Origin of the sequence: Cyanobium usitatum str. Tous, from assembly GCF_003011885.1 — a bacterium.
GTDB lineage: Bacteria > Cyanobacteriota > Cyanobacteriia > PCC-6307 > Cyanobiaceae > Cyanobium_A > Cyanobium_A usitatum.
On sequence record NZ_PXXO01000009.1, the window covers coordinates 1 to 17,471 of the forward strand.

The 17,471-nt window shown below is 65.5% G+C and carries 20 protein-coding genes and 1 tRNA gene; 14 read left to right on the forward strand and 7 right to left on the reverse strand.

The window, feature by feature from the left end; genetic code table 11:
* Nucleotides 1-278: biliverdin-producing heme oxygenase (locus C7K55_RS08670; protein ID WP_193486242.1), on the reverse strand; the 278-nt coding region annotated here is incomplete at its 3' end.
* A 294-nt stretch (nucleotides 279-572) separates the two neighbouring features.
* Here C7K55_RS08670 and C7K55_RS08675 point away from each other — a divergent pair.
* The 3 genes from C7K55_RS08675 to C7K55_RS08685 are packed head-to-tail and all read left to right on the forward strand — an operon-like array spanning nucleotide 573 to nucleotide 2,511.
* The gene (locus tag C7K55_RS08675) at nucleotides 573-1,400 is read left to right on the forward strand and encodes a HEAT repeat domain-containing protein (RefSeq protein ID WP_106632341.1); all 828 of its coding nucleotides are present in this window, start codon (nucleotides 573-575) and stop codon (nucleotides 1,398-1,400) included.
* On the forward strand, nucleotides 1,397-2,041 hold the full coding sequence (locus C7K55_RS08680; protein WP_106632342.1) for a HEAT repeat domain-containing protein: 645 nt from the start codon (nucleotides 1,397-1,399) through the stop codon (nucleotides 2,039-2,041). Before C7K55_RS08675 ends, C7K55_RS08680 begins: the two co-directional genes overlap by 4 nt.
* Nucleotides 2,038-2,511 (forward strand): low molecular weight protein-tyrosine-phosphatase, encoded by a 474-nt coding sequence (locus tag C7K55_RS08685; RefSeq protein WP_106632343.1) that lies wholly within the window; start codon nucleotides 2,038-2,040, stop codon nucleotides 2,509-2,511. The genes C7K55_RS08680 and C7K55_RS08685 overlap by 4 nt, the downstream gene beginning before the upstream one ends.
* A 12-nt stretch (nucleotides 2,512-2,523) precedes the next feature.
* On the opposite strand, the gene C7K55_RS08690 is transcribed toward C7K55_RS08685, so the two are convergent.
* Together C7K55_RS08690 and C7K55_RS08695 are read right to left on the reverse strand one after the other, a co-directional pair.
* A complete protein-coding gene (locus C7K55_RS08690; RefSeq protein ID WP_106632435.1) occupies nucleotides 2,524-4,086 on the reverse strand; it encodes a bifunctional pantoate--beta-alanine ligase/(d)CMP kinase in 1,563 nt (520 codons plus the stop codon).
* Between the two features lie 81 nt (nucleotides 4,087-4,167).
* Entirely contained in the window at nucleotides 4,168-4,719 is a 552-nt protein-coding gene (locus tag C7K55_RS08695; RefSeq protein WP_106632344.1) for a septal ring lytic transglycosylase RlpA family protein, read from the reverse strand.
* Nucleotides 4,720-5,109: 390 nt separating this feature from the next.
* Here C7K55_RS08695 and purM point away from each other — a divergent pair, with 390 nt between their 5' ends.
* The gene (gene purM, locus C7K55_RS08700; protein ID WP_106632345.1) at nucleotides 5,110-6,150 is read left to right on the forward strand and encodes a phosphoribosylformylglycinamidine cyclo-ligase; all 1,041 of its coding nucleotides are present in this window, start codon (nucleotides 5,110-5,112) and stop codon (nucleotides 6,148-6,150) included.
* A 214-nt stretch (nucleotides 6,151-6,364) separates the two neighbouring features.
* Nucleotides 6,365-7,006, forward strand: coding sequence for a 2-hydroxyacyl-CoA dehydratase (locus C7K55_RS08705; protein WP_106632346.1), 642 nt, complete (start codon nucleotides 6,365-6,367; stop codon nucleotides 7,004-7,006).
* Here the strand turns inward: C7K55_RS08705 and C7K55_RS08710 are convergent.
* The gene (locus C7K55_RS08710; RefSeq protein WP_106632347.1) at nucleotides 7,003-7,974 is read right to left on the reverse strand and encodes an aldo/keto reductase; all 972 of its coding nucleotides are present in this window, start codon (nucleotides 7,972-7,974) and stop codon (nucleotides 7,003-7,005) included. The two genes, C7K55_RS08705 and C7K55_RS08710, sit on opposite strands and share 4 nt — an antisense overlap.
* 35 nt (nucleotides 7,975-8,009) lie before the next feature.
* Between C7K55_RS08710 and C7K55_RS13780 the strand changes: the two genes are divergently transcribed.
* On the forward strand, nucleotides 8,010-8,165 hold the full coding sequence (locus C7K55_RS13780; RefSeq protein WP_193486243.1) for a hypothetical protein: 156 nt from the start codon (nucleotides 8,010-8,012) through the stop codon (nucleotides 8,163-8,165).
* A gap of 8 nt (nucleotides 8,166-8,173) precedes the next feature.
* Nucleotides 8,174-8,677 carry a hypothetical protein gene (locus C7K55_RS08720; RefSeq protein ID WP_127432012.1) on the forward strand — a complete coding sequence of 168 codons (504 nt, stop codon included), beginning with the start codon at nucleotides 8,174-8,176 and terminating at the stop codon, nucleotides 8,675-8,677.
* 35 nt (nucleotides 8,678-8,712) lie between these two features.
* On the opposite strand, the gene C7K55_RS08725 is transcribed toward C7K55_RS08720, so the two are convergent.
* Nucleotides 8,713-8,783, reverse strand: a tRNA-Cys gene (locus tag C7K55_RS08725).
* 44 nt (nucleotides 8,784-8,827) lie between these two features.
* On the opposite strand from C7K55_RS08725, the gene C7K55_RS08730 reads away from it, so the two are divergent.
* Together C7K55_RS08730 and C7K55_RS08735 are read left to right on the forward strand one after the other, a co-directional pair.
* Nucleotides 8,828-10,078, forward strand: coding sequence for a lipid-A-disaccharide synthase-related protein (locus C7K55_RS08730; protein ID WP_106632350.1), 1,251 nt, complete (start codon nucleotides 8,828-8,830; stop codon nucleotides 10,076-10,078).
* A gap of 28 nt (nucleotides 10,079-10,106) precedes the next feature.
* Nucleotides 10,107-10,364 carry a hypothetical protein gene (locus C7K55_RS08735; protein WP_106632351.1) on the forward strand — a complete coding sequence of 86 codons (258 nt, stop codon included), beginning with the start codon at nucleotides 10,107-10,109 and terminating at the stop codon, nucleotides 10,362-10,364.
* Between the two features lie 15 nt (nucleotides 10,365-10,379).
* Here the strand turns inward: C7K55_RS08735 and C7K55_RS08740 are convergent, their stop codons facing one another.
* The gene (locus C7K55_RS08740) at nucleotides 10,380-11,057 is read right to left on the reverse strand and encodes a ribonuclease D (protein ID WP_106632352.1); all 678 of its coding nucleotides are present in this window, start codon (nucleotides 11,055-11,057) and stop codon (nucleotides 10,380-10,382) included.
* A 69-nt stretch (nucleotides 11,058-11,126) separates the two neighbouring features.
* On the opposite strand from C7K55_RS08740, the gene C7K55_RS08745 reads away from it, so the two are divergent.
* Both C7K55_RS08745 and C7K55_RS08750 read left to right on the forward strand, forming a co-directional pair.
* Nucleotides 11,127-11,678, forward strand: coding sequence for a cofactor assembly of complex C subunit B (locus C7K55_RS08745; protein ID WP_106632353.1), 552 nt, complete (start codon nucleotides 11,127-11,129; stop codon nucleotides 11,676-11,678).
* A gap of 16 nt (nucleotides 11,679-11,694) precedes the next feature.
* Entirely contained in the window at nucleotides 11,695-12,573 is an 879-nt protein-coding gene (locus C7K55_RS08750; protein ID WP_193486246.1) for a dehydrogenase, read from the forward strand.
* Here the strand turns inward: C7K55_RS08750 and hemF are convergent.
* Nucleotides 12,500-13,540 carry an oxygen-dependent coproporphyrinogen oxidase gene (hemF, locus tag C7K55_RS08755; protein WP_106632354.1) on the reverse strand — a complete coding sequence of 347 codons (1,041 nt, stop codon included), beginning with the start codon at nucleotides 13,538-13,540 and terminating at the stop codon, nucleotides 12,500-12,502. The two genes, C7K55_RS08750 and hemF, sit on opposite strands and share 74 nt — an antisense overlap.
* Nucleotides 13,541-13,689: 149 nt before the next feature.
* On the opposite strand from hemF, the gene C7K55_RS08760 reads away from it, so the two are divergent.
* From C7K55_RS08760 to C7K55_RS08770, 3 genes are read left to right on the forward strand one after another with little or no spacing between them, the layout of a single operon-like run.
* Nucleotides 13,690-14,781 (forward strand): Mrp/NBP35 family ATP-binding protein, encoded by a 1,092-nt coding sequence (locus C7K55_RS08760; protein WP_106632355.1) that lies wholly within the window; start codon nucleotides 13,690-13,692, stop codon nucleotides 14,779-14,781.
* A gap of 5 nt (nucleotides 14,782-14,786) precedes the next feature.
* Complete coding sequence (gene rodA, locus C7K55_RS08765) at nucleotides 14,787-16,064, forward strand: rod shape-determining protein RodA (RefSeq protein ID WP_106632356.1); 1,278 nt, start codon at nucleotides 14,787-14,789, stop codon at nucleotides 16,062-16,064.
* Nucleotides 16,016-17,443 carry a sensor histidine kinase gene (locus C7K55_RS08770; protein WP_241518278.1) on the forward strand — a complete coding sequence of 476 codons (1,428 nt, stop codon included), beginning with the start codon at nucleotides 16,016-16,018 and terminating at the stop codon, nucleotides 17,441-17,443. The genes rodA and C7K55_RS08770 overlap by 49 nt, the downstream gene beginning before the upstream one ends.
* Nucleotides 17,444-17,471 lie beyond the last annotated feature (28 nt).

Here is a 17,471-nt window from a genome sequence, read left to right on the forward strand (position 1 = left end):
CGCCAGTCGCCACCGAAATAAAAGGCAAGATCCTGCTCGAGACTTTCGCGCCGGTTCAGCTCTGGGAAAGCCACCGGACCCACCACCGGATGCTCCCTAAGCCGGCCAAACTCCTCCTCCATCGCCGAGTACACGAAATAAAGGTCGGCCACCAAGGTGCGGTAGCTGGCCTTATCCACCACCCCCTTAAGGAAGCAGCTCACGAAGCCGGTGTTCTCCGCCATCGTGTGGGCCTTTTTGGTGCCTTCACGCAGTTGGGAAGCGAGCGCAACAGCCATAGGTGCCGGTCTGAGGAACAGGTATGTCGGCAGCAACTTAGAGGGGGCGCCCTGGATTGGTTTGCCCCTTTGCGAAGAGTTCACGACTGGAGTAGTAGGCCCGCCACGCGCGTTGGTCCTGGGGCTGAGTTGATGCTTTGAAAGCCCCATTTATGCGATTCCGGTGCCTGGCTGGCTCTCACTCATTGAGAGCCAGGCCTCAGCGGACCTGCCGGAATCATGCCCAAGCTGAAATTTCGAACCAGACCGGGCAGTGGCAACATCACTTGGAGCCCGCGTCTCGCGACAGCACCCATGGCCGACGACGACGCCAGCCCCCCCCAGGCAGGCGAACCCATTAGTGAGCAGGAAGCCCTGCGCCGGCTCCGCCAGAGCGAAGACTCCTCCCAGCAGTACTACGGAGCCTGGTGGCTGGGCCGAATGCGCAGCCAGCACCCAGAGGCAGTGCCCCTATTGCAACAAGCCCTGCGTCGACGCCGGCCCAGGGATAGCGGGGCCGGCGTCGAGGAGAACGCAGTAGCCCGCAATGCCGCCCGCTCCCTCGGCAAACTGGCTCCAGCAGCACAAGCGGCCATCCCCGACCTGCTCGACACCCTGCAGGACGGCGACGACGGACTACGGGAAGCGGCAGCCCGGGCCCTGGGCCAACTCGGGGCCAGCGAAGCCATTGAGGCTCTCTGCGAGAGGCTAGCCAGCGGCCCCGCCGTGGCTGGCGTCCAGCAGGCCAACAGCCACCGCCTGATGGAACCCTGCGAAGCTCTGCTGGAGGCCTTGGGCGACATCGGTGTCAACGAGCCGCGGGTGCTGGCCGTGGTGAAACCCTTCCTCGGCCACGAGAGCCCCCTGATCCGCAGCGCTGCGGCCCGCACCCTGCTGCAACTGAGCGGTGAGGCGCGCTGGGGGGAACTGCTTGTGGACCTACTTGACCATCCCCAGCTGCAGGTGCGTCATGCAGCCCTGATGGACCTAGGTGCCGCCGGCTGGCGGCCCGGATTTAAAGCCATTGCCGCCACCCTTGCCGAGAACAGTCTGAAATTGATTGCCCTGCGGGGGCTGGTGGAACAGGGCAGCGGCGACCCCGGCGACGAGGCCCTGCTGGCCTACATGGACACCTTGCTATGAGCCAGGTTTCACTGGTGGCAGCCCGGATTGCAGCCCTGCAACAGGCCGGCAGTGCCCTGGCCCTACAGCAAGCCACCCAGGAACTGGCCAGCTGCGCCGATGCCAGCGCAGCTCCAGTGCTGGTGGAGGTGTTGGGCTTCAACAACCCCGGTGCGGCGGTAGCCGCCGTGAAGGGGCTGATCAGCCTGGGGCCAGCGGCCGTGGAAGCCCTGTTGCAGCTCGACCCAGTGAATTACGGGGCTAGGGCCTGGGCCGTGCGCGCCCTCGCCGGCATCGGTGATGTGCGTGGGCTAGAGCTGCTGCTCGATGCCCTCGGCAGCGACGTAGCTGCCAGCGTGCGCCGGGCTGCCGCAAAGGGGCTCGGCCAACTGCAACTGGACGAGCTCCCCCCTGACCAACAGCAAGCTGTGCGGCGTCAGTGCCTAGGAGCCCTGCTGGCCGCCACTAGCGACGGCGAGTGGGTGGTGCGCTACGCGGTGGCAGTGGGGTTGGAGTTGCTGGCAGCTGGCCTGCCCGCGGCAGGACCGGAGAGGCAGCTGGCCCAACAGGGCCTGCTCACACTGCAGGAAGCGGCCGCAGACAACGCTCCGGTGGTGCAGAGGCGCGCCAACTTGGCCCTTTCACGGCTGGAGCTGCAATGAAGAAACAGGTGCTGTTTGTCTGCCTGGGCAACATCTGCCGCTCCCCAGCCGCTGAAGGGGTGTTTTTGCACCTGCTGGAGCAATCTCAGGCCTGTGACCGGTTTGTGGTGGATTCGGCTGGCACCGGGGGCTGGCATGTGGGCAAGGCTGCCGATGCACGCATGCGCGCAGCCGCCAGCCGCCGCGGCATCCAGCTGCCCAGCCGGGCGCGACAGCTGGAGCGAGCGGACCTCAACCGCTTCGACCACATCCTCACCATGGACGCCAGCAACCTGCTTCAGGTGCAAGCCCTAGCCGGGAAAGCTGGCGGCAGCAGCCTCGCCCGCATCGAGCCCCTACTGCGCTACTGCAGTCGGTTTGATGTCAGCGAAGTGCCCGATCCCTATTACGGGGGAGCCGAGGGATTTGAGCACGTGCTCGACCTACTGGAAGACGCCTGCAGCGGCCTGCTGCAGGCCCTAGACGACTAAGCGACTAAAGGTCTAAACGCCGTTAGCGGCCGGCCAGGCCTCCTCCGGAACCCTCTCGCGGAACAGGTCCACGAGTGCCTGGATCACAGCCTTAATGGCCATACCGTCCGTAACCAGCTCCACCGCATCCTCTGCCTGGCACAGCGGCGCCACCTCCCGGCTGGAATCCTGGTGATCACGGGCAGCTATCTGGGCCTCCAGCTCAGCCAGCGGTGGCACCTCAAATCCCCGCCGCTCGAGGTCTTGGGCGCGGCGGCGGGCCCGCTCCGCCGCAGTGGCCGTCAGAAAAACCTTGAGCTCGGCGTCGGGGAAAACGGCGGTGCCAATGTCGCGGCCCTCGGCCACCAGCCCCCCTTTAAGCCCCATGGCCTGCTGCTGGGCAGTGAGGGCCTGGCGCACACAGCCGTGGGCAGCCACCAGGGAGACCTGGGCCGTTACCTCCGGGCTGCGAATCGCCTCGGTCACGTCGAAGCCATTGATGCTCACCAGCTGCTCGCCGGCGCCGCCGGCACTGAGCTGCAGATCCAGGTCCAGCAGCAGGGGTTCCACAGCCGCCGCATCGGCGGGGTCGGCTCCCTGGCGCAGCACCCACCAGGTGAGGGCCCGGTACATGGCGCCGGTGTCTAGGTAAACCAGGCCCATCTGGCGCGCAAAGGCACGGGTGACGGTGCTCTTGCCCGCCCCCGCTGGTCCATCAATGGCAACGATCGGCAGACGAGACATCAGAAAACAATGGTCGATCAAGCGGCTTGAACCGCAGTGAACCGCAGTGGCGAGCAGGGCCAAGCCTTGCACTTGCTGCAATGGCTCCAGGCTATGGGGAGCCACAAGCTCCACATAATCCACCCTCAGGCCCGCCGCTTCCAGCTGCCGGGCCAGCTGGGAAGTGAGCGCTGGGGCCTGGGAAAGGCCGCCGCGCACTTGGGCAGCCGCAGCCGCCAGACCAGCTGGCAGCGCCGCGGCCTGCTGGCGCTGGGAGGGGGAAAGGCGACGGTTGCGGGAGCTGCAGGCGAGCCCATCGGCCTCCCGCACTGTGGGGCAGCCCTGAATGCGCAGCGGCAAGCCCAGATCCGCCACCACCCGCCTCAGGATCACCAGCTGCTGCCAATCCTTTTCGCCAAGCAGCAGGAGATCAGGGCGCACCAGGGTCAGCAGCCGAATCACCACGGTGGCCACCCCCTCAAAGTGCTGGGGCCGGTGGCGGCCACAGAGCCCCTGGCGCAAAAGCAAAGGCGGCACCACCCGGGTCAAGCCGGCCTCGCCCCGGGGGTAGATCTCCGCCACGTTGGGAGCAAACAGGGCCGTGGCACCGGCGGCGGCGGCTAGATCAATGTCGGAGCGGAGGTTCCGGGGATAGGACTCGAGATCTTCCCCAGGGCCGAACTGCAGGGGATTGACAAACACACTCAGCAACACAGATGGGGGCTGGCCTGACCCTTGCCTCAGTGCCGCTGCTCGGCGAATCAGCTGCTGATGCCCCTCATGCAGGGACCCCATCGTGGGCACGAAATGCAGGGGAGCCTGCTGCTGCTGCCGCCAGGCGGCTAGGTCTTGGCATGTTTCGAGCAGGTCCAAGGAAAGAGCGGCGGCAGCCAACAAAAAACCCACCCGCCAGATTGGCGGATGGGCTGATCAAGGGAGCTGACTTGGCTCAGCTCACTGGAGCACTTCGAGACGCACTTGAGCAACGCCACTGGCTGTGAGGCCTAAAGACTGAGCAGCTCCATGGGCAATGTCAATGACGCGGTTGCCGTGGAAAGGACCCCGGTCGTTGATGCGCACCACGGCGGTGCGGCCATTCCAGAGGTTGGTCACACGCACCTTGGTGCCGAAAGGCAGGGTGCGGTGGGCCGCCGTGAGGGTGCCAGGACGAAAGACCTCACCGTTGGCAGTGCGGTTTCCAAAGAAACCGGGGCCATACCAACTGGCCTGACCCTTGGAGCTATGCACCACACGGGGCGCTGGCTTGGGGGCAGGAGCGATGGGGGTCGGAGGAGCCTGCTTGATCTGGGTGTCACTTGGTGACAGCTCCACATCGACCTCGCGGATGGCGACTGCAGGCGTGGGGCCTTGGGGCTCAGGGCTGGAAACAGCCGTCGCTACAGCATCATTGCTGGTTGCGGCGAGGCTGGACTCGGCGATGGCGGGAACCAAAGCACTGCCTGAAAGAAGCAGGGCGAGAGCCCCAAGGGAGAAGGTGCTGCGCATAACAAACGAAACTCGCCGCTATTGCGGCAATCACCAGCCAGAGGCAATTAGTGATTCGTCAGCGTTGGATTCGATCTCAAACTGAATGGAATTGAGGTACGAATTCGCGTTCGGGGTTCCTATCGAGAATTGACGACAGGGCAAAGTTAACTGCTCCAGCCGGCCGTTTCGGTCAAAAACGACACCTACAAGATTGATCAGCAATTGCAATCCAAGCGGCCAGGGCAGGCGCCTACAGGGCTGAGCGGGGGTCGGCAAGGCCAGCGAGGATCAGCGACCCAAATCACAATCATCAGCGCAGCTAATCACTTGAGGTGCCAATCGAGCAATTGGCCCCGAATTTGGGCAGGTGGCATCAGAGGATCGGAGCTGCAGATGGGTTCGCACGGGATGGACTACCGCACAGCCGGGGTGGATGTGGTCGCAGGCAGGGAGTTTGTGGAGCGGATCCGATCCAGTGTTGAAGCCACCCGACGCCCTGAGGTTGTGGGCGGGCTCGGAGGCTTCGGGGGTCTATGCCGACTGCCCGCCGGGCTGCGGGATCCCCTGCTGGTCTCAGGCACCGACGGGGTTGGCACCAAGCTTGAACTGGCTCAGGCCTACGGCCGCCACCACGATGTGGGCATCGACTTGGTGGCGATGTGCGTCAACGACGTAATCACCAGCGGGGCCGAGCCGCTTTTTTTCCTTGATTACATCGCCACAGGCAAGCTCAGCCCGGAGGCCATGGCTGAGGTGGTGGAGGGCATCGCCGATGGTTGCCGCCAAAGCGGCTGCGCCCTTCTTGGCGGCGAAACAGCCGAAATGCCTGGCTTCTATGCCCCGGGCCGCTACGACCTGGCCGGTTTCTGCGTGGCCGTGGTCGAGGCGAGCGCCCTGATCGATGGACGCGCCGTTAGTCCAGGGGATCGCATCCTGGCGGTGGCCAGCAGTGGAGTCCATAGCAATGGCTTCAGCCTGGTGCGCCGCATTCTTGAGAGCCAGGCGGTCGATGAACTCACGACCCTGCCCCACAGCAACCAAAACCTGATAGATGCCCTGCTCGCCCCCACCCGTCTCTATGGAACCCTGGTTAAAGCCTTGCTTGCCAGCGAGGTGCCCATAAACGGCATGGCCCACATCACCGGCGGCGGCCTGCCTGAAAACCTGCCCCGCTGCCTGCCCACTGGGGTGCAAGGCGTGATCGACCCAACCAGCTGGCAGCGTCCAGCTCTGTTCCACTGGCTGCAGCAAGCCGGCGAAGTGCCGGAGGCCGATCTCTGGAACACCTTCAATTTGGGGGTGGGCTACTGCCTAGTGGTGCCGGCAGCTGCAGCGGATCAAGCTCTCGCAATCTGCCAAGACACTGGCTACGAGGCCTGGGAGCTGGGCGCGGTGGCCAATGGCAGTGCTGGAGCGCAACCGCTGGCAGGACTTCCCTTCAGCGCTTGATCAGCACGGCTGCCAATGGCCAATTGCATCAGAGTGGGCTGCTGGCCCGGTCGGAAGACGCTCTCCTGCCTAGGGTGCTGGCCTCGAAGTTGATCAACACCTATCGCCCCGGTTCCTGAGCCAGGGCGATGTTCGAGCCATACGTAGTTGTATTAGGAGTGGCGTCATGACGCAATCAATAGGTTCACCACAGCGAATAGCGGCCCCAAGTCCCTTGGGCTCCTCCGCTGCACCTCCCCTCGGCACCGGTCAACGCATCACCCGCCGCCGCAGCTCGGCCGGCCCCGTAGCCCCAGCCCGGCCGCAACGCCCCCGAGAGCTTCAGGCAGCGCCCCAGCGGGGTGGAGTGAGGCCCACTTTCCTCACCCTGCGAGATCACGGCAAGGTCTATGTAGCCGACCTGCCCCGGCTCTCAGACGGCCAACTGGCCCACGTGACCAAAGAAGCGCGGGAGGTGCTTGAAAGCCTGGGTCGCCGGCTTGAGGAGCTTGAGGCTCAGCCTTTCCTATCCCAGGCCGAACAGGACACCAGGATCCGGGCTTCCACCAAGCGGGATGTCACGGAGCGCTTCCTGCGCTCAATCGATGACGAGCTGCAGCTACGCCACAACAACCCCGCCCTGAGGGCAGCGGCTGGTGAGTCGCTGGCTCGAGCCTTCCTGGAGCTGGCACGCCACCGGCTGCCTGGAGCCACCTTCGATTCCCTGCTGCAGGAAGCCCTGGCAGCCTGCGGTCCCGAAGCGGCCGCCGAAGCCGAAAGCCACGGCGACCACGGTCCCAACCCTGTGGTGCCCCTGGTACGCCCCCAGGCCATGCCGGTGGTGCTCACCCTCGATCCAGCCCCCCAGGCCGGTTAGTCGCTCTGGAAGGGATTGGCAGGCATGCCTACGTCCAATCCCAGCGCCAGATCATCTAGACGGCGCCGCTCCTCCTCAGACAGGTTCCAGGCCAGGGCAGCCGCGGCCTGCTCCACCTGCTCCGGCCGGCGCAGGCCAGGAATCGGCAAAGCGCCGTGGGCACGACACCAGTTGAGGGCCACCGCCGCCAGGCTGGCGTCGCGACTGGCGGCGATTCGGGCCATCTCAGCCTGGAGCTCAACCAAGGCGGGAGCTAGACGGCGGAACAAAGCTCCCCTTGGCCCCCTAGGCAGAGGCCCATCCGCCATTGATCTGGCCAGCAGCCCCAGGGCCAAGGGGCTGTAGGCGATCAAACGGATACCCAGCTCACGGCAGACTTCAGCCACGCCGCCCGGCTGGACCGGATTGGGTGCCAGCAGTGATAGCTGCACTTGGAGGCTGCTAGGCGGCACTCCCCGCTCGGCCAAGCGCCGGTGCACCGCCCGCAGGCGACGCGGTCCCATATTTGAAACGCCAAGGGCCGCCACCTCCCCCTGCTGCACCAGATCAGCCAGACCCTCAAGCAAGGGGTCCTCCTGCCAGGGGGCGTAACGAGCCGTGCTCCAGTGCAACTGCACCAAATCAATTCGACCGGCCAGGCGCCGTTTCGAAGCCGCAAAAGCCCGGTCATAGCCGCGGCGCCCCAGTCGCCAGGGGAAGGGGGCGAGCTTGGTCGCCACCAGCAGCTGGTCGCGTTGTGCCGCCGGTAGGGCCGCCGCAAAGCGGCCCAAAAGGGCCTCACTGCGGCCGTTAAACCTGCCAGTGCCGTAGGAGTCCGCGGTATCAAAGGTGTGCAGGCCGCATGCCACAGCCCGCTGGAAGGTGGCTTCAAGCACCGGATCCTGGCTCGGGTCGTAGCCCCAAAGAAATTGATTTCCCCAGGCCCAAGTGCCAACGCCGATGCCGGCCTGCCCCACTGGATGCGCCATCGTGGAGCTAGGTGCCAAAGCAGATACTTCCCAAAATGCCCGATTCCACCCCACCCGGCTGCGCCAGCTTGCCTAATAACACCAGCCAGCCGGAGCCTCCCCTCGAGCCGGTTCTTTGCCAACACTGCGGACGCACCGCCAGCAATGGCATCAGCTGCCAGGGCAGCTGCGTGGCCGACTCGGGCTACTGAGCACTCCCATGGCTCGAATGTTCAGCCTGGGCCTGATGCTGCTGGCCTGGGCCAGCGCCGCCCAAGCAGGGGGCTTCGGGCGCTGGGAGATCGGGCTAAGAGGCTGCTCACTGAGGCAGGGCCAGATGGGGCAACCCCAGCTACTGCGCGAACAGAAGCAGAACTGCGTCCGGTTGCGGCTTGAACAAAACATGGAGGGGCTGCTGAGTGTGCGCCTGATCACGCCCTCTGCCAACCAACTATTCGGCAGCAGGAGCCTGGTCTTCGCCGGTGTGCTCGCCCCCGGTCAAAAGCCGATGCGCTGCAACGCCGATGGCGAATGCAAACCGCAATGGCCTATCCGGCTGGATGTGACCACGGTGGCCACCAACGTGGAATTAGACGGATCTCCAGCGCCCACCTTGCCCCGGGCCCAGCTAGCCAAAGGGACATGCCTGCTGGAACGCCATCGACTGAGGTGCGAGGCCAGTGATTCCAGCGGACAGAGGTGGGAAGCTCAGGCCCGCCTCTGAAATGAGGCGGAGCTTCAAGCCGAAGCCATTAAAAAAGGCGGCACCCAGATTCGAACTGGGGGTAAAGGATTTGCAATCCTCTGCCTTACCACTTGGCCATGCCGCCGGCCGGGGAGCAAACTCCCTGCAGCGGATCGTATCAGCCACGGCATGTCCTCCCGTCTGCTGGTTCTGAGCAACGGCCACGGTGAGGATCTGATAGCCCAACGGGTTCTGCAGGCCCTACGGGCGCGGCGGCCCAACCTGGAAATCCAGGTACTGCCCCTAGTGGGGCTCGGCGAGGCGTTCAGCGCCGACGCAGCTGCCGGCCACCTGCAGCGGATCGGCCCCCAGCTGCAGCTGCCTAGTGGTGGCTTCAGCAACCAGAGCTTGAGGGGCCTGGCCCGGGACCTCGGGGCCGGACTGCCCCTGCTGAGCTGGCGCCAACTGCAACTTGTGCGCCACTCGGCCCGTCAAGGCTGCCCGGTGCTAGCAATTGGCGACCTGCTGCCCCTACTGCTGGCCTGGAGCGGCGGCGGCAGCTTCGGCTTCATTGGCACCCCCAAAAGCGACCACACCTGGGCCACGCCGGCACCACCGGACTGGGCGGCGACACCGCTCGCTGATGCCTACCACCGCTGCAAGGGCAGCGAATGGGATCCGTGGGAATGGGCGTTGATGGGCAGCCGGCGCTGCCGGCTCGTGGCCGTGCGCGACCAGCTCACCTCCCAAGGGCTGCGGCGCCACAAGGTGGCAGCCCTGGCTCCTGGCAACCCAATGATGGATGGCTTCCGCCACAACCCTCTGCCGGCCGGGCTGGCAAGCCAGCGGCGCCTAATCCTGCTGGCCGGCAGCCGCCTGCCCGAAGCCCTCGGCAATGCCCGCCGGCTGCTGGGTTGCCTCAACCTCCAGCAGCCGCGGCAGCCAGCCAGCGTGCTGGTGGCCTCTGGATCGGCGCCCACGGTCGCCGCCTGGGCCGAGCTGTTGGGGCAAGCGGGCTTTACGCCCCTACCGCCAGCAGCAGCTAGCGCCGCCAGCGGAGCAATTAGCAGCTGGCAACGGGGCCGCTGGACCCTGCTGCTTAGCCAAAACCGCTTCGCCACTTGGGCCGGCTGGGCCGAGCTGGGCCTGGCCACCGCGGGCACTGCCACGGAGCAACTAGCGGGGCTGGGGGTGCCCTGCCTGTCGCTGCCGGGACCGGGGCCCCAATTCAAGCCAGGCTTTGCCCGCCGCCAGAGCCGCCTGCTGGGGGGGGCCGTCGTGCCCTGCCATTCCCAACAGGAGCTGGCCCTAAAACTGCACCAACTGCTCGACGATCCAGCCGAATGCGCCCAGCGTGGCGCCATGGGTCGGGAGCGGATGGGGCCGGCCGGTGGCAGCGCCCAGCTAGCCGAGCTGGTGGAGCAACAGCTGCTGGGATGATGCGGCCACCCCCGCAGCTCCGTCGCCCATGGCCGGCATCCCCGATCGGGCCTACAACGCCGCCTGCGGCATGTTGGCTAGCCAGTTGAGCATCAGCCTGGCGGCCGCCCGCCGCAAGGTCGACGTGCGCAGCTCCCAAGAGGGGCTGAAAGAAACCGCAGCCAAGCTCGCCCTGGCCCAGCAGATGCTTGCGGAAGCCCAAGCCAGCGGCGAAAACCACCATGAATTGCTCAGCTCCCAGCTGGAGGCAGTCGGCAACGACGAGAACTTCATGGTGGAGGACTGAGACGGCCGGGGCCCTTCAGCGGTTGCCGCCGGTGGAGTGCTCAAACAGCAGGTGAAAGCGCTGGCGATCCAGATCGGCCAACACCGGGATGCAGCCAAAGCAACGCTCAGCCAGCTGCCAGCGCTCCTCCCGCTTCAGCATGGTTTCCAACCTGTCGCGAGCGGGAAGCAAGTAGCGCACATCGCCGGCGGCGTAGGCCAGCTGGACATCAGAGAGATCTTCAACCCGGCCCCAATCGGAACTCTGGGCCTGCTTGTCGAGCTCAATGCCCACCAGCTCCTGCACCACTTCCTTGAGGCCATGGCGGGGGCTGTAAGTGCGGCCCAGCCGGCTGGCCACCTTGGTGCAAAAGATCGGATCTACGGCAATTGCCAAGTTTTCAGCCAGGGCAGCCACGTCAAACCGGGCGAAGTGGAAAACTTTTTCAATCGCCGGGTTTTCCATCAAGACCTGGAGCCGGGGTGCCGAGCTCTGGCCGCGGTGGAGGCGGATGCAGCAAACGTTGTCGTTGTCGTCGCAGATCTGTACCAGGCAGAGCCGATCGCGGCCATGAATCAGACCCATCGCCTCGGTGTCCACCGCCAGCGCCCTAGCCCCGGCGTAGAGGGCCGCCCACTCGGCATCAAGATCACCGTCAAACACGGCGAAGCGGGCGGGAGCCGGCAGGTTGCTGGGGGCAGACGAAGCGGTCACACGGAAAGGGCGAATGCCTTGCCATGCTGACAAGCCATGCCCCCTAGGGGTGGCGTCACAATTGGATGGATGGCCAACCTCAGCTCCACCCTGCTGCTCACCCTGCTATTAGCCGTAGGCCTGGTTTTTTTCTTGCGTGCCGCCAGTAAAGACCGCACCACCACAGTCGAGGTCCGCTCCTCGCGGCCGCCTCTGGAGGTGTTGAGCCAGCTGAGCGAATGGCTGCTGCAACGTGGTTGGCGCACTGAATCCACTGACCCCGAGCGCCGCCACCTCTGCTTCCGCGCCGAGGTGGCTGCCAGTCCCTGGTTGGCGGTGCTGCTCTCCGTGCTGGGAGCGGTGGGGGCCGCCTGCCTTGGGCTGGTGCTGCGCCAGCTGCTGCCCCAGCTGGGCTGGTGGCCCCTGTTGCTGGCCTTACTGGGGCCGGCGGCTGGGCTGATTTATCGCACTCGGGCGATGCGGGCCGAAACCCTGGAGCTGCGCCTGATCAGCCATGACAGCGCCACGGGCAGCGCCTTACGGCTGAGGGCCCACCGCGATGAGCTAATAGCGCTCGAATTGGAAATGGGTCCCAAGCTGGGTCTATTCAGCGACGGCAAGCTGCTCAGCTCCCCCATCTGACCCTTGCCTGGCAGTCATGCAACGATTCCGCCCCCTGGCTTTCGTCTTGACCGGAGTGCTTGCCATAGCTGGGGGCGCGGCTGCCCAAGCGCCGCCGCTGGCCAACTTTGATCCGCTCACAGGGCCGCGCAGCCGGCTGAGCAAAAACTGGCGAGGTCTGGCTGAGCTGCCCAGCAGCACCGAAATCCTGGTGCTAGCGGGTCATGCCGATTCCCAGGGGATTGGCGGAGCCGGCACAGGGGGAGAGGCCGTCGACCTCGGCGCAGCCGCGCCGATGCAGCCGGGCATGCGCGACGAGCTCTATTGGAACCTGCTCACCGTGCAGGCGGTGGTGGCCCTTGGCCAGCAGCGGGGTCTGGCCATCCGCTTCTACGACCCACCGCTGCGCAGCATTGCTGACGGCGACGATCCACGCACCAACTGGAGCGTGGGCAAAGCCCATGCCCAAGCCGGTGGGTATGCCCTGGAAATCCACTACGACGCCTACGGACCAGATGGTGTGGGTTCGGGCCTGATCCCTCCCCTACATCGCCACCCAACCCGCCTAGACGAAAGCCTGGCGCTGGCCTTTGGCCCCTATCCCCTGCTCTTCCGCGACGGCCTGGGAGCCCCCAGGCGAGGCATCGCCATTCTCGAGATCGGCAAACTTGAGGGCCAGCTAGAAGCATCGCTGCGAGATCCCCGCAGCCGCAATGGCGCTCTCCAAGCGATCGCTGAGCGAGTGGTTTCAGCTTTGCAACGGGGTCTGGAGCAGGGCTTGCAACCAGCCCCACCAATGCCTGGCCTGGCCGCCACCAAACCAGCGACCATCAACCCATCACCTAATTCAGCGCCTGATGGGGGGCGCAGCGGTCCGCAAGCGAGCCGTCCTCCAGCCAATCCTGGGGACGAGTGAACAGGTCTGTGAGCAAGGCCTCACGGCTGCCAGCCTCCGACTGATATCCGTATTCCCAGCGCACCAAGGGCGGCAGAGACATCAGGATCGACTCGGTACGTCCGTTGGTCTGCAAGCCGAAAATCGTGCCCCTGTCAAACACCAAATTGAACTCCACATAGCGGCCCCGCCTGTAGAGCTGAAACTGGCGCTCCCGCTCGCCATAAGCGGTGTGCTGTCGCTTCTCAGCGATCGGCAAATAGCTGGGCAGGAAGGCGTTGCCGCAGGCACTGGCCAGGGCAAACAGCTGCTCCCAACTCTGCGGCACCGGGCCTAATTGGTTGCTCACAGCCGCCGCAGGCCCATCGGGGTCCTGGCCCTTGTAGAGCACCCCGCGGGGATCCTGGTAGTCGTAAAAGATGCCGCCCACGCCGCGGGTCTCGTCCCGATGCTTGAGGAAGAAGTACTCGTCGCACCAGGGCTTAAACACCTGATAGAAAGCGGGATTAACGCTGTCGCAGGCTCCTTTGAGCGTGCGGTGGAAATGCTGGGCGTCTTGCAGGAACGGGTAATAGGGGGTGAGATCGGCGCCGCCGCCAAACCACCACACCGGGCCCGCTTCGAAGTAGCGGTAGTTGAGATGAATGGTGGGGATGTAGGGGTTGCGGGGGTGCAGCACCATCGAGGTGCCTGTGGCAAACCAGCGATGCCCCTTGGCTTCCGGCCGCTGGCTGAGGATCGAGGGGGGCAGTTCTGAGCCCTCCACCTCTGAGAAGTTGACGCCGCCCTGCTCGAAGACGCGGCCGCCCTTCATCACTCGAGAGCGACCGCCGCCGCCCTCCGGACGCTCCCAGCTCTCCTCGGCGAAGCAACCTTCGGCATCAAATTCTTCTAAACCGGCGCAAATGGAGTCCTGCAAGCCCATCAGCAGGGCCTTAGCCCTGGTGCGGGAGTCGGCCGGTGGAGCTTCCAGCAGGGCCTTAAGCATCGACACTGCGCCACATGGCGCTGGAAACGTCTAACCATTTCAGCCCAGCCTCCCCCCAGACAAGTCATCGAGAGGGTCTGTCACGCCCATCCTGACGGTCAAACGCAGCAGCGAGGCCCCTAGGATCGCAGTCTCTGATTGGATTTCCGATGGCATCTGTGGAGCAGGCTCAGGCCGCCCTCAACGCCGTTCAGGATGCCGGCAGCGGGCGCAGCCTGATCGAGCTGGGCTGGATCCAGCAAACGCGACTGGTGGACGATCGGGCCCTATTTCGCCTTGCCCTACCTGGGTTTGCCCAGAGCCAGCGGGATCGGATCGCCGCTGAGGCCAAGGCGGCCCTGCTCGCCCTTGAAGGCATCAACGACGTTCAAATTGAGTTGGAGCAGCCCAGCGGCGGCGCTCCAATCGGCGCTGCTGGTCATGGCGCGGGTGGCCAGGGACAACTGCCAGAGCGCCAGGCCATCCCTGGGGTGCGCCAGGTCATCGCCGTCAGCAGCGGCAAGGGCGGAGTGGGCAAGAGCACGGTTGCCGTGAACCTGGCCTGTGCCCTGGCTGCTTCAGGACTGAAGGTGGGCTTGCTCGATGCGGACATCTACGGGCCGAATGCCCCCACCATGCTGGGAGTGGCTGATCGCACGCCTGAAGTGAGCGGCGAAGGCGCCCAGCAATTGATGACACCGATCGAAACCTGCGGCATCGCCATGGTGTCGATGGGCCTGCTGATCCAGGAAAACCAACCCGTGATCTGGCGGGGGCCGATGCTCAACGGCATCATTCGCCAGTTTCTTTACCAAGTCGCCTGGGGCGAACGGGATGTGCTGATCGTCGACCTGCCTCCTGGCACCGGTGATGCCCAGCTCACCATCGCCCAGGCGGTGCCGATGGCCGGGGCGATCATCGTCACCACTCCCCAGCTGGTTTCCCTGGCTGATGCCCGCCGAGGCCTGGCGATGTTTCTGCAGATGGGGGTGGACGTGCTGGGTGTGGTGGAAAACATGAGCGTCTTCATTCCCCCTGACGCTCCAGACAAGCGTTATGCCCTATTCGGCAGCGGCGGCGGCTCCCGCCTGGCCGAAGAGGCCGGAGTGCCCCTGCTGGCCGAACTTCCCCTGGAGATGCCCGTGCGGGAGGGGGGAGATGCCGGACGCCCCGTAGTGCTCAGCCACCCCGAATCGATCAGCGCCCGGGGCTTTTTGGCTTTGGCCCGCCAGCTAAGCGCCGCCCATCTGGTGCCAGCCTGAAGCCCATGTTGAGCCAGTTGGGGCGGCGAAACCCTCGATTTTTTAGTGGCCGCAGCAGCCGGCGCAACCCCCTGGCCGACGTGGACCTGATCCTCTGGGGGGTACCGCTGGCAATGGTGGCGATCGCCGGGATCCTGATTGCCAGCACCCAGCGCCAAGCGAATTACGCCGACTGGTACCAGCACTGGGTAACGGCGGCGGTGGGCGTGGTGGTGGCCCTACTGCTGGCGCGAATGCCATTGGATCGGCTGATCCCATTTAAGTGGCCGATTTATATAGCCATGGTCGCCAGCCTGGTGGCCGTACGAGTTGTCGGCACCAGCGCCCTAGGGGCCCAGAGCTGGATCAACATTGGCGGCTTTTATGTGCAGCCCTCGGAATTCGCCAAGGTGGGCGCCATCTTGCTTCTCGCCGAGGTACTAGCCAGACACCCGGTTGATCGTCCTGTTGACCTGATCCGTCCAGTGGGACTGATCGCCCTGCCCTGGCTGCTGGTTTTTGTGCAACCCGACCTAGGCAGCTCGCTTGTGTTTGGGGCCGTACTGCTGGTGATGCTGTTTTGGGCTGGAATGCCTGGGGCCTGGGTGGTGCTGCTGCTCTCCCCTCTTGTGGCGGCGATAGTGGCAGGCACCCTGCCCTGGCTGCTGCTGGGCTGGGTGCCCCTGATGGGCTGGCTGGCATGGAAGAGCCTGCCCTGGAAGCGGGTGGCCCTGGCGATAAGCCTTGCCGTGCAGGGGATCTTCGCAATCGCCACCCCCTGGCTCTGGGAGCACGGCCTGCGCCCCCACCAGCGAGCCAGGCTCACCCTGTTTCTTGATCCCGCCCAGGATCCCCTCGGCGGCGGCTACCACCTGCTGCAGAGCACCGTGGGCATCGGCTCGGGGCAGATCTGGGGCACCGGCTTAATGCAAGGCTCCCTCACGAAACTGCGGTTTATCCCTGAGCAACACACCGATTTCATCTTCAGCGCCCTTGGCGAGGAAACCGGTTTTCTCGGCTCGGTGCTGGTGGTGGCCGGCTTCGCCCTGCTGATGTGGCGCCTGCTGCAGATCGCTGGACGGGCCCGCAGCGATTACGAGGCCCTGGTGGTGGTGGGAATTGGGGCGATGCTGATGTTCCAAGTGGTGGTGAACATCAACATGACCATTGGACTAGGTCCCATCACCGGCATCCCCCTGCCCTGGCTGAGTTATGGAAGATCCGCCATGTTGGTGAACTTCATCTCCCTTGGGCTGTGCGTCTCAGCCGCCCGCCGGGGCCGCACGGCCCAGGGCCGCTGGTGAGCCTGGCCGACCTGCGACTTTGTTTGGCTGAAGGGGTGCCAACCGGAGTCGGCAACGAGGACTGCGCGCGGCGGCAGTGGTGGGCAGCCCTGGCCACCCTGCAGGAGGATTTCCTGCTGCCCCACCAACCCCTCCAGGGCCTATGGCTGGCCGCGCCACTGCCCGCCCTCTATGAACCAGCCCTGTTACAACAGCTGCAGGGCTGGGTTTGGGCCCCAAGCGACCTAGATGGCCTGCTGCCCAGCCCGGCACCCCTTCTGCCAGGAGCCGGCAACCCAGCTCCATGCGGCAGCTTTCAGCGGCTAGCCCTGGCGGAGGAGGACGGCACCGACCCCCTCCTGCTGGTGATAACCCCCCAGCTACAGGTAGCCCTTTGCCTCGATGGCCCGGCTGAAGGCCGGCGCCTGATTGTTCGCTTCGACCCTGAGGCCCTGTCCGAGGCCCTAGGCCTTATTCATGGGCACCTACTTAGCCAGGATCCCGCAGCCTCGGCAGACCTGCGCAGCGCCCTAGAGCGACTGGGGCCCCTGCGCAGCGACGACCAACTGGGCTTGCGCTTCTGGCCGCGGCTGGGGGAACGGCTGGCCGCCATGGCCCCCAGCCTGACGCTGCAGCCCCTGGTGCATGGCGGTAGCGATCGCCCAGCCCAGGCCCAGGAGCGCCAGGCCGGCGACACCCCACGAGCTGTTAGCAGCGAACTAGCCCTGCTCGAGGCCCTCACCCACGAGGTGCGCACACCGCTGGCCACGATCCGCACCCTGATCCGCTCCTTGCTGCGGCGCAACGACCTGCCGTCGGTGGTGCGCCAGCGCCTCGAGCAGATCGACGGCGAATGCAGTGAGCAAATCGATCGCTTCGGCCTGATCTTCCTAGCGGCCGAGCTGCAACGCCAACCAGGCTGCGAACAGCCCCTTGAAAGCCACGACCTGGCCCGCACCGACCTCAGTGCGGTGCTGCACCAGCAGCAAGAACTGTGGCAGCGGCAACTGGCGCGCCGCGGCCTGGACCTGGAGCTGGCGATAGCCGATGGCTTGTCGCCGGTGCTGAGCGATCCGGCCCGGCTCGAAACCATGCTGGGCGGACTAATCGACCGCTTCAGCCGCGGCCTGCCCAGCGGCAGCCGCGTGACCGTGAGCCTGCTGCCGGCGGGCAGCAGGCTGAAGCTGCAGCTCAACAGCGAGGGCCACGACCCCAGCGAGAACGACGGGATGGGGAACGGCGAGCAGCGGGAGCTGGTGGGGCCAGTGCTGAGCTGGAATCCCACCACCGGCAGCCTGCAGCTGAGCCGTCAAGCCACCCAGCGGCTATTCCATCGCCTCGGCGGTCGCCTCACCGAGCGCAACGGCAGCGGCTTGACCGTGTTTTTCCCGGTTTGCTGAAGGGCCGGTTTGTTGACGGGTGTGAAGA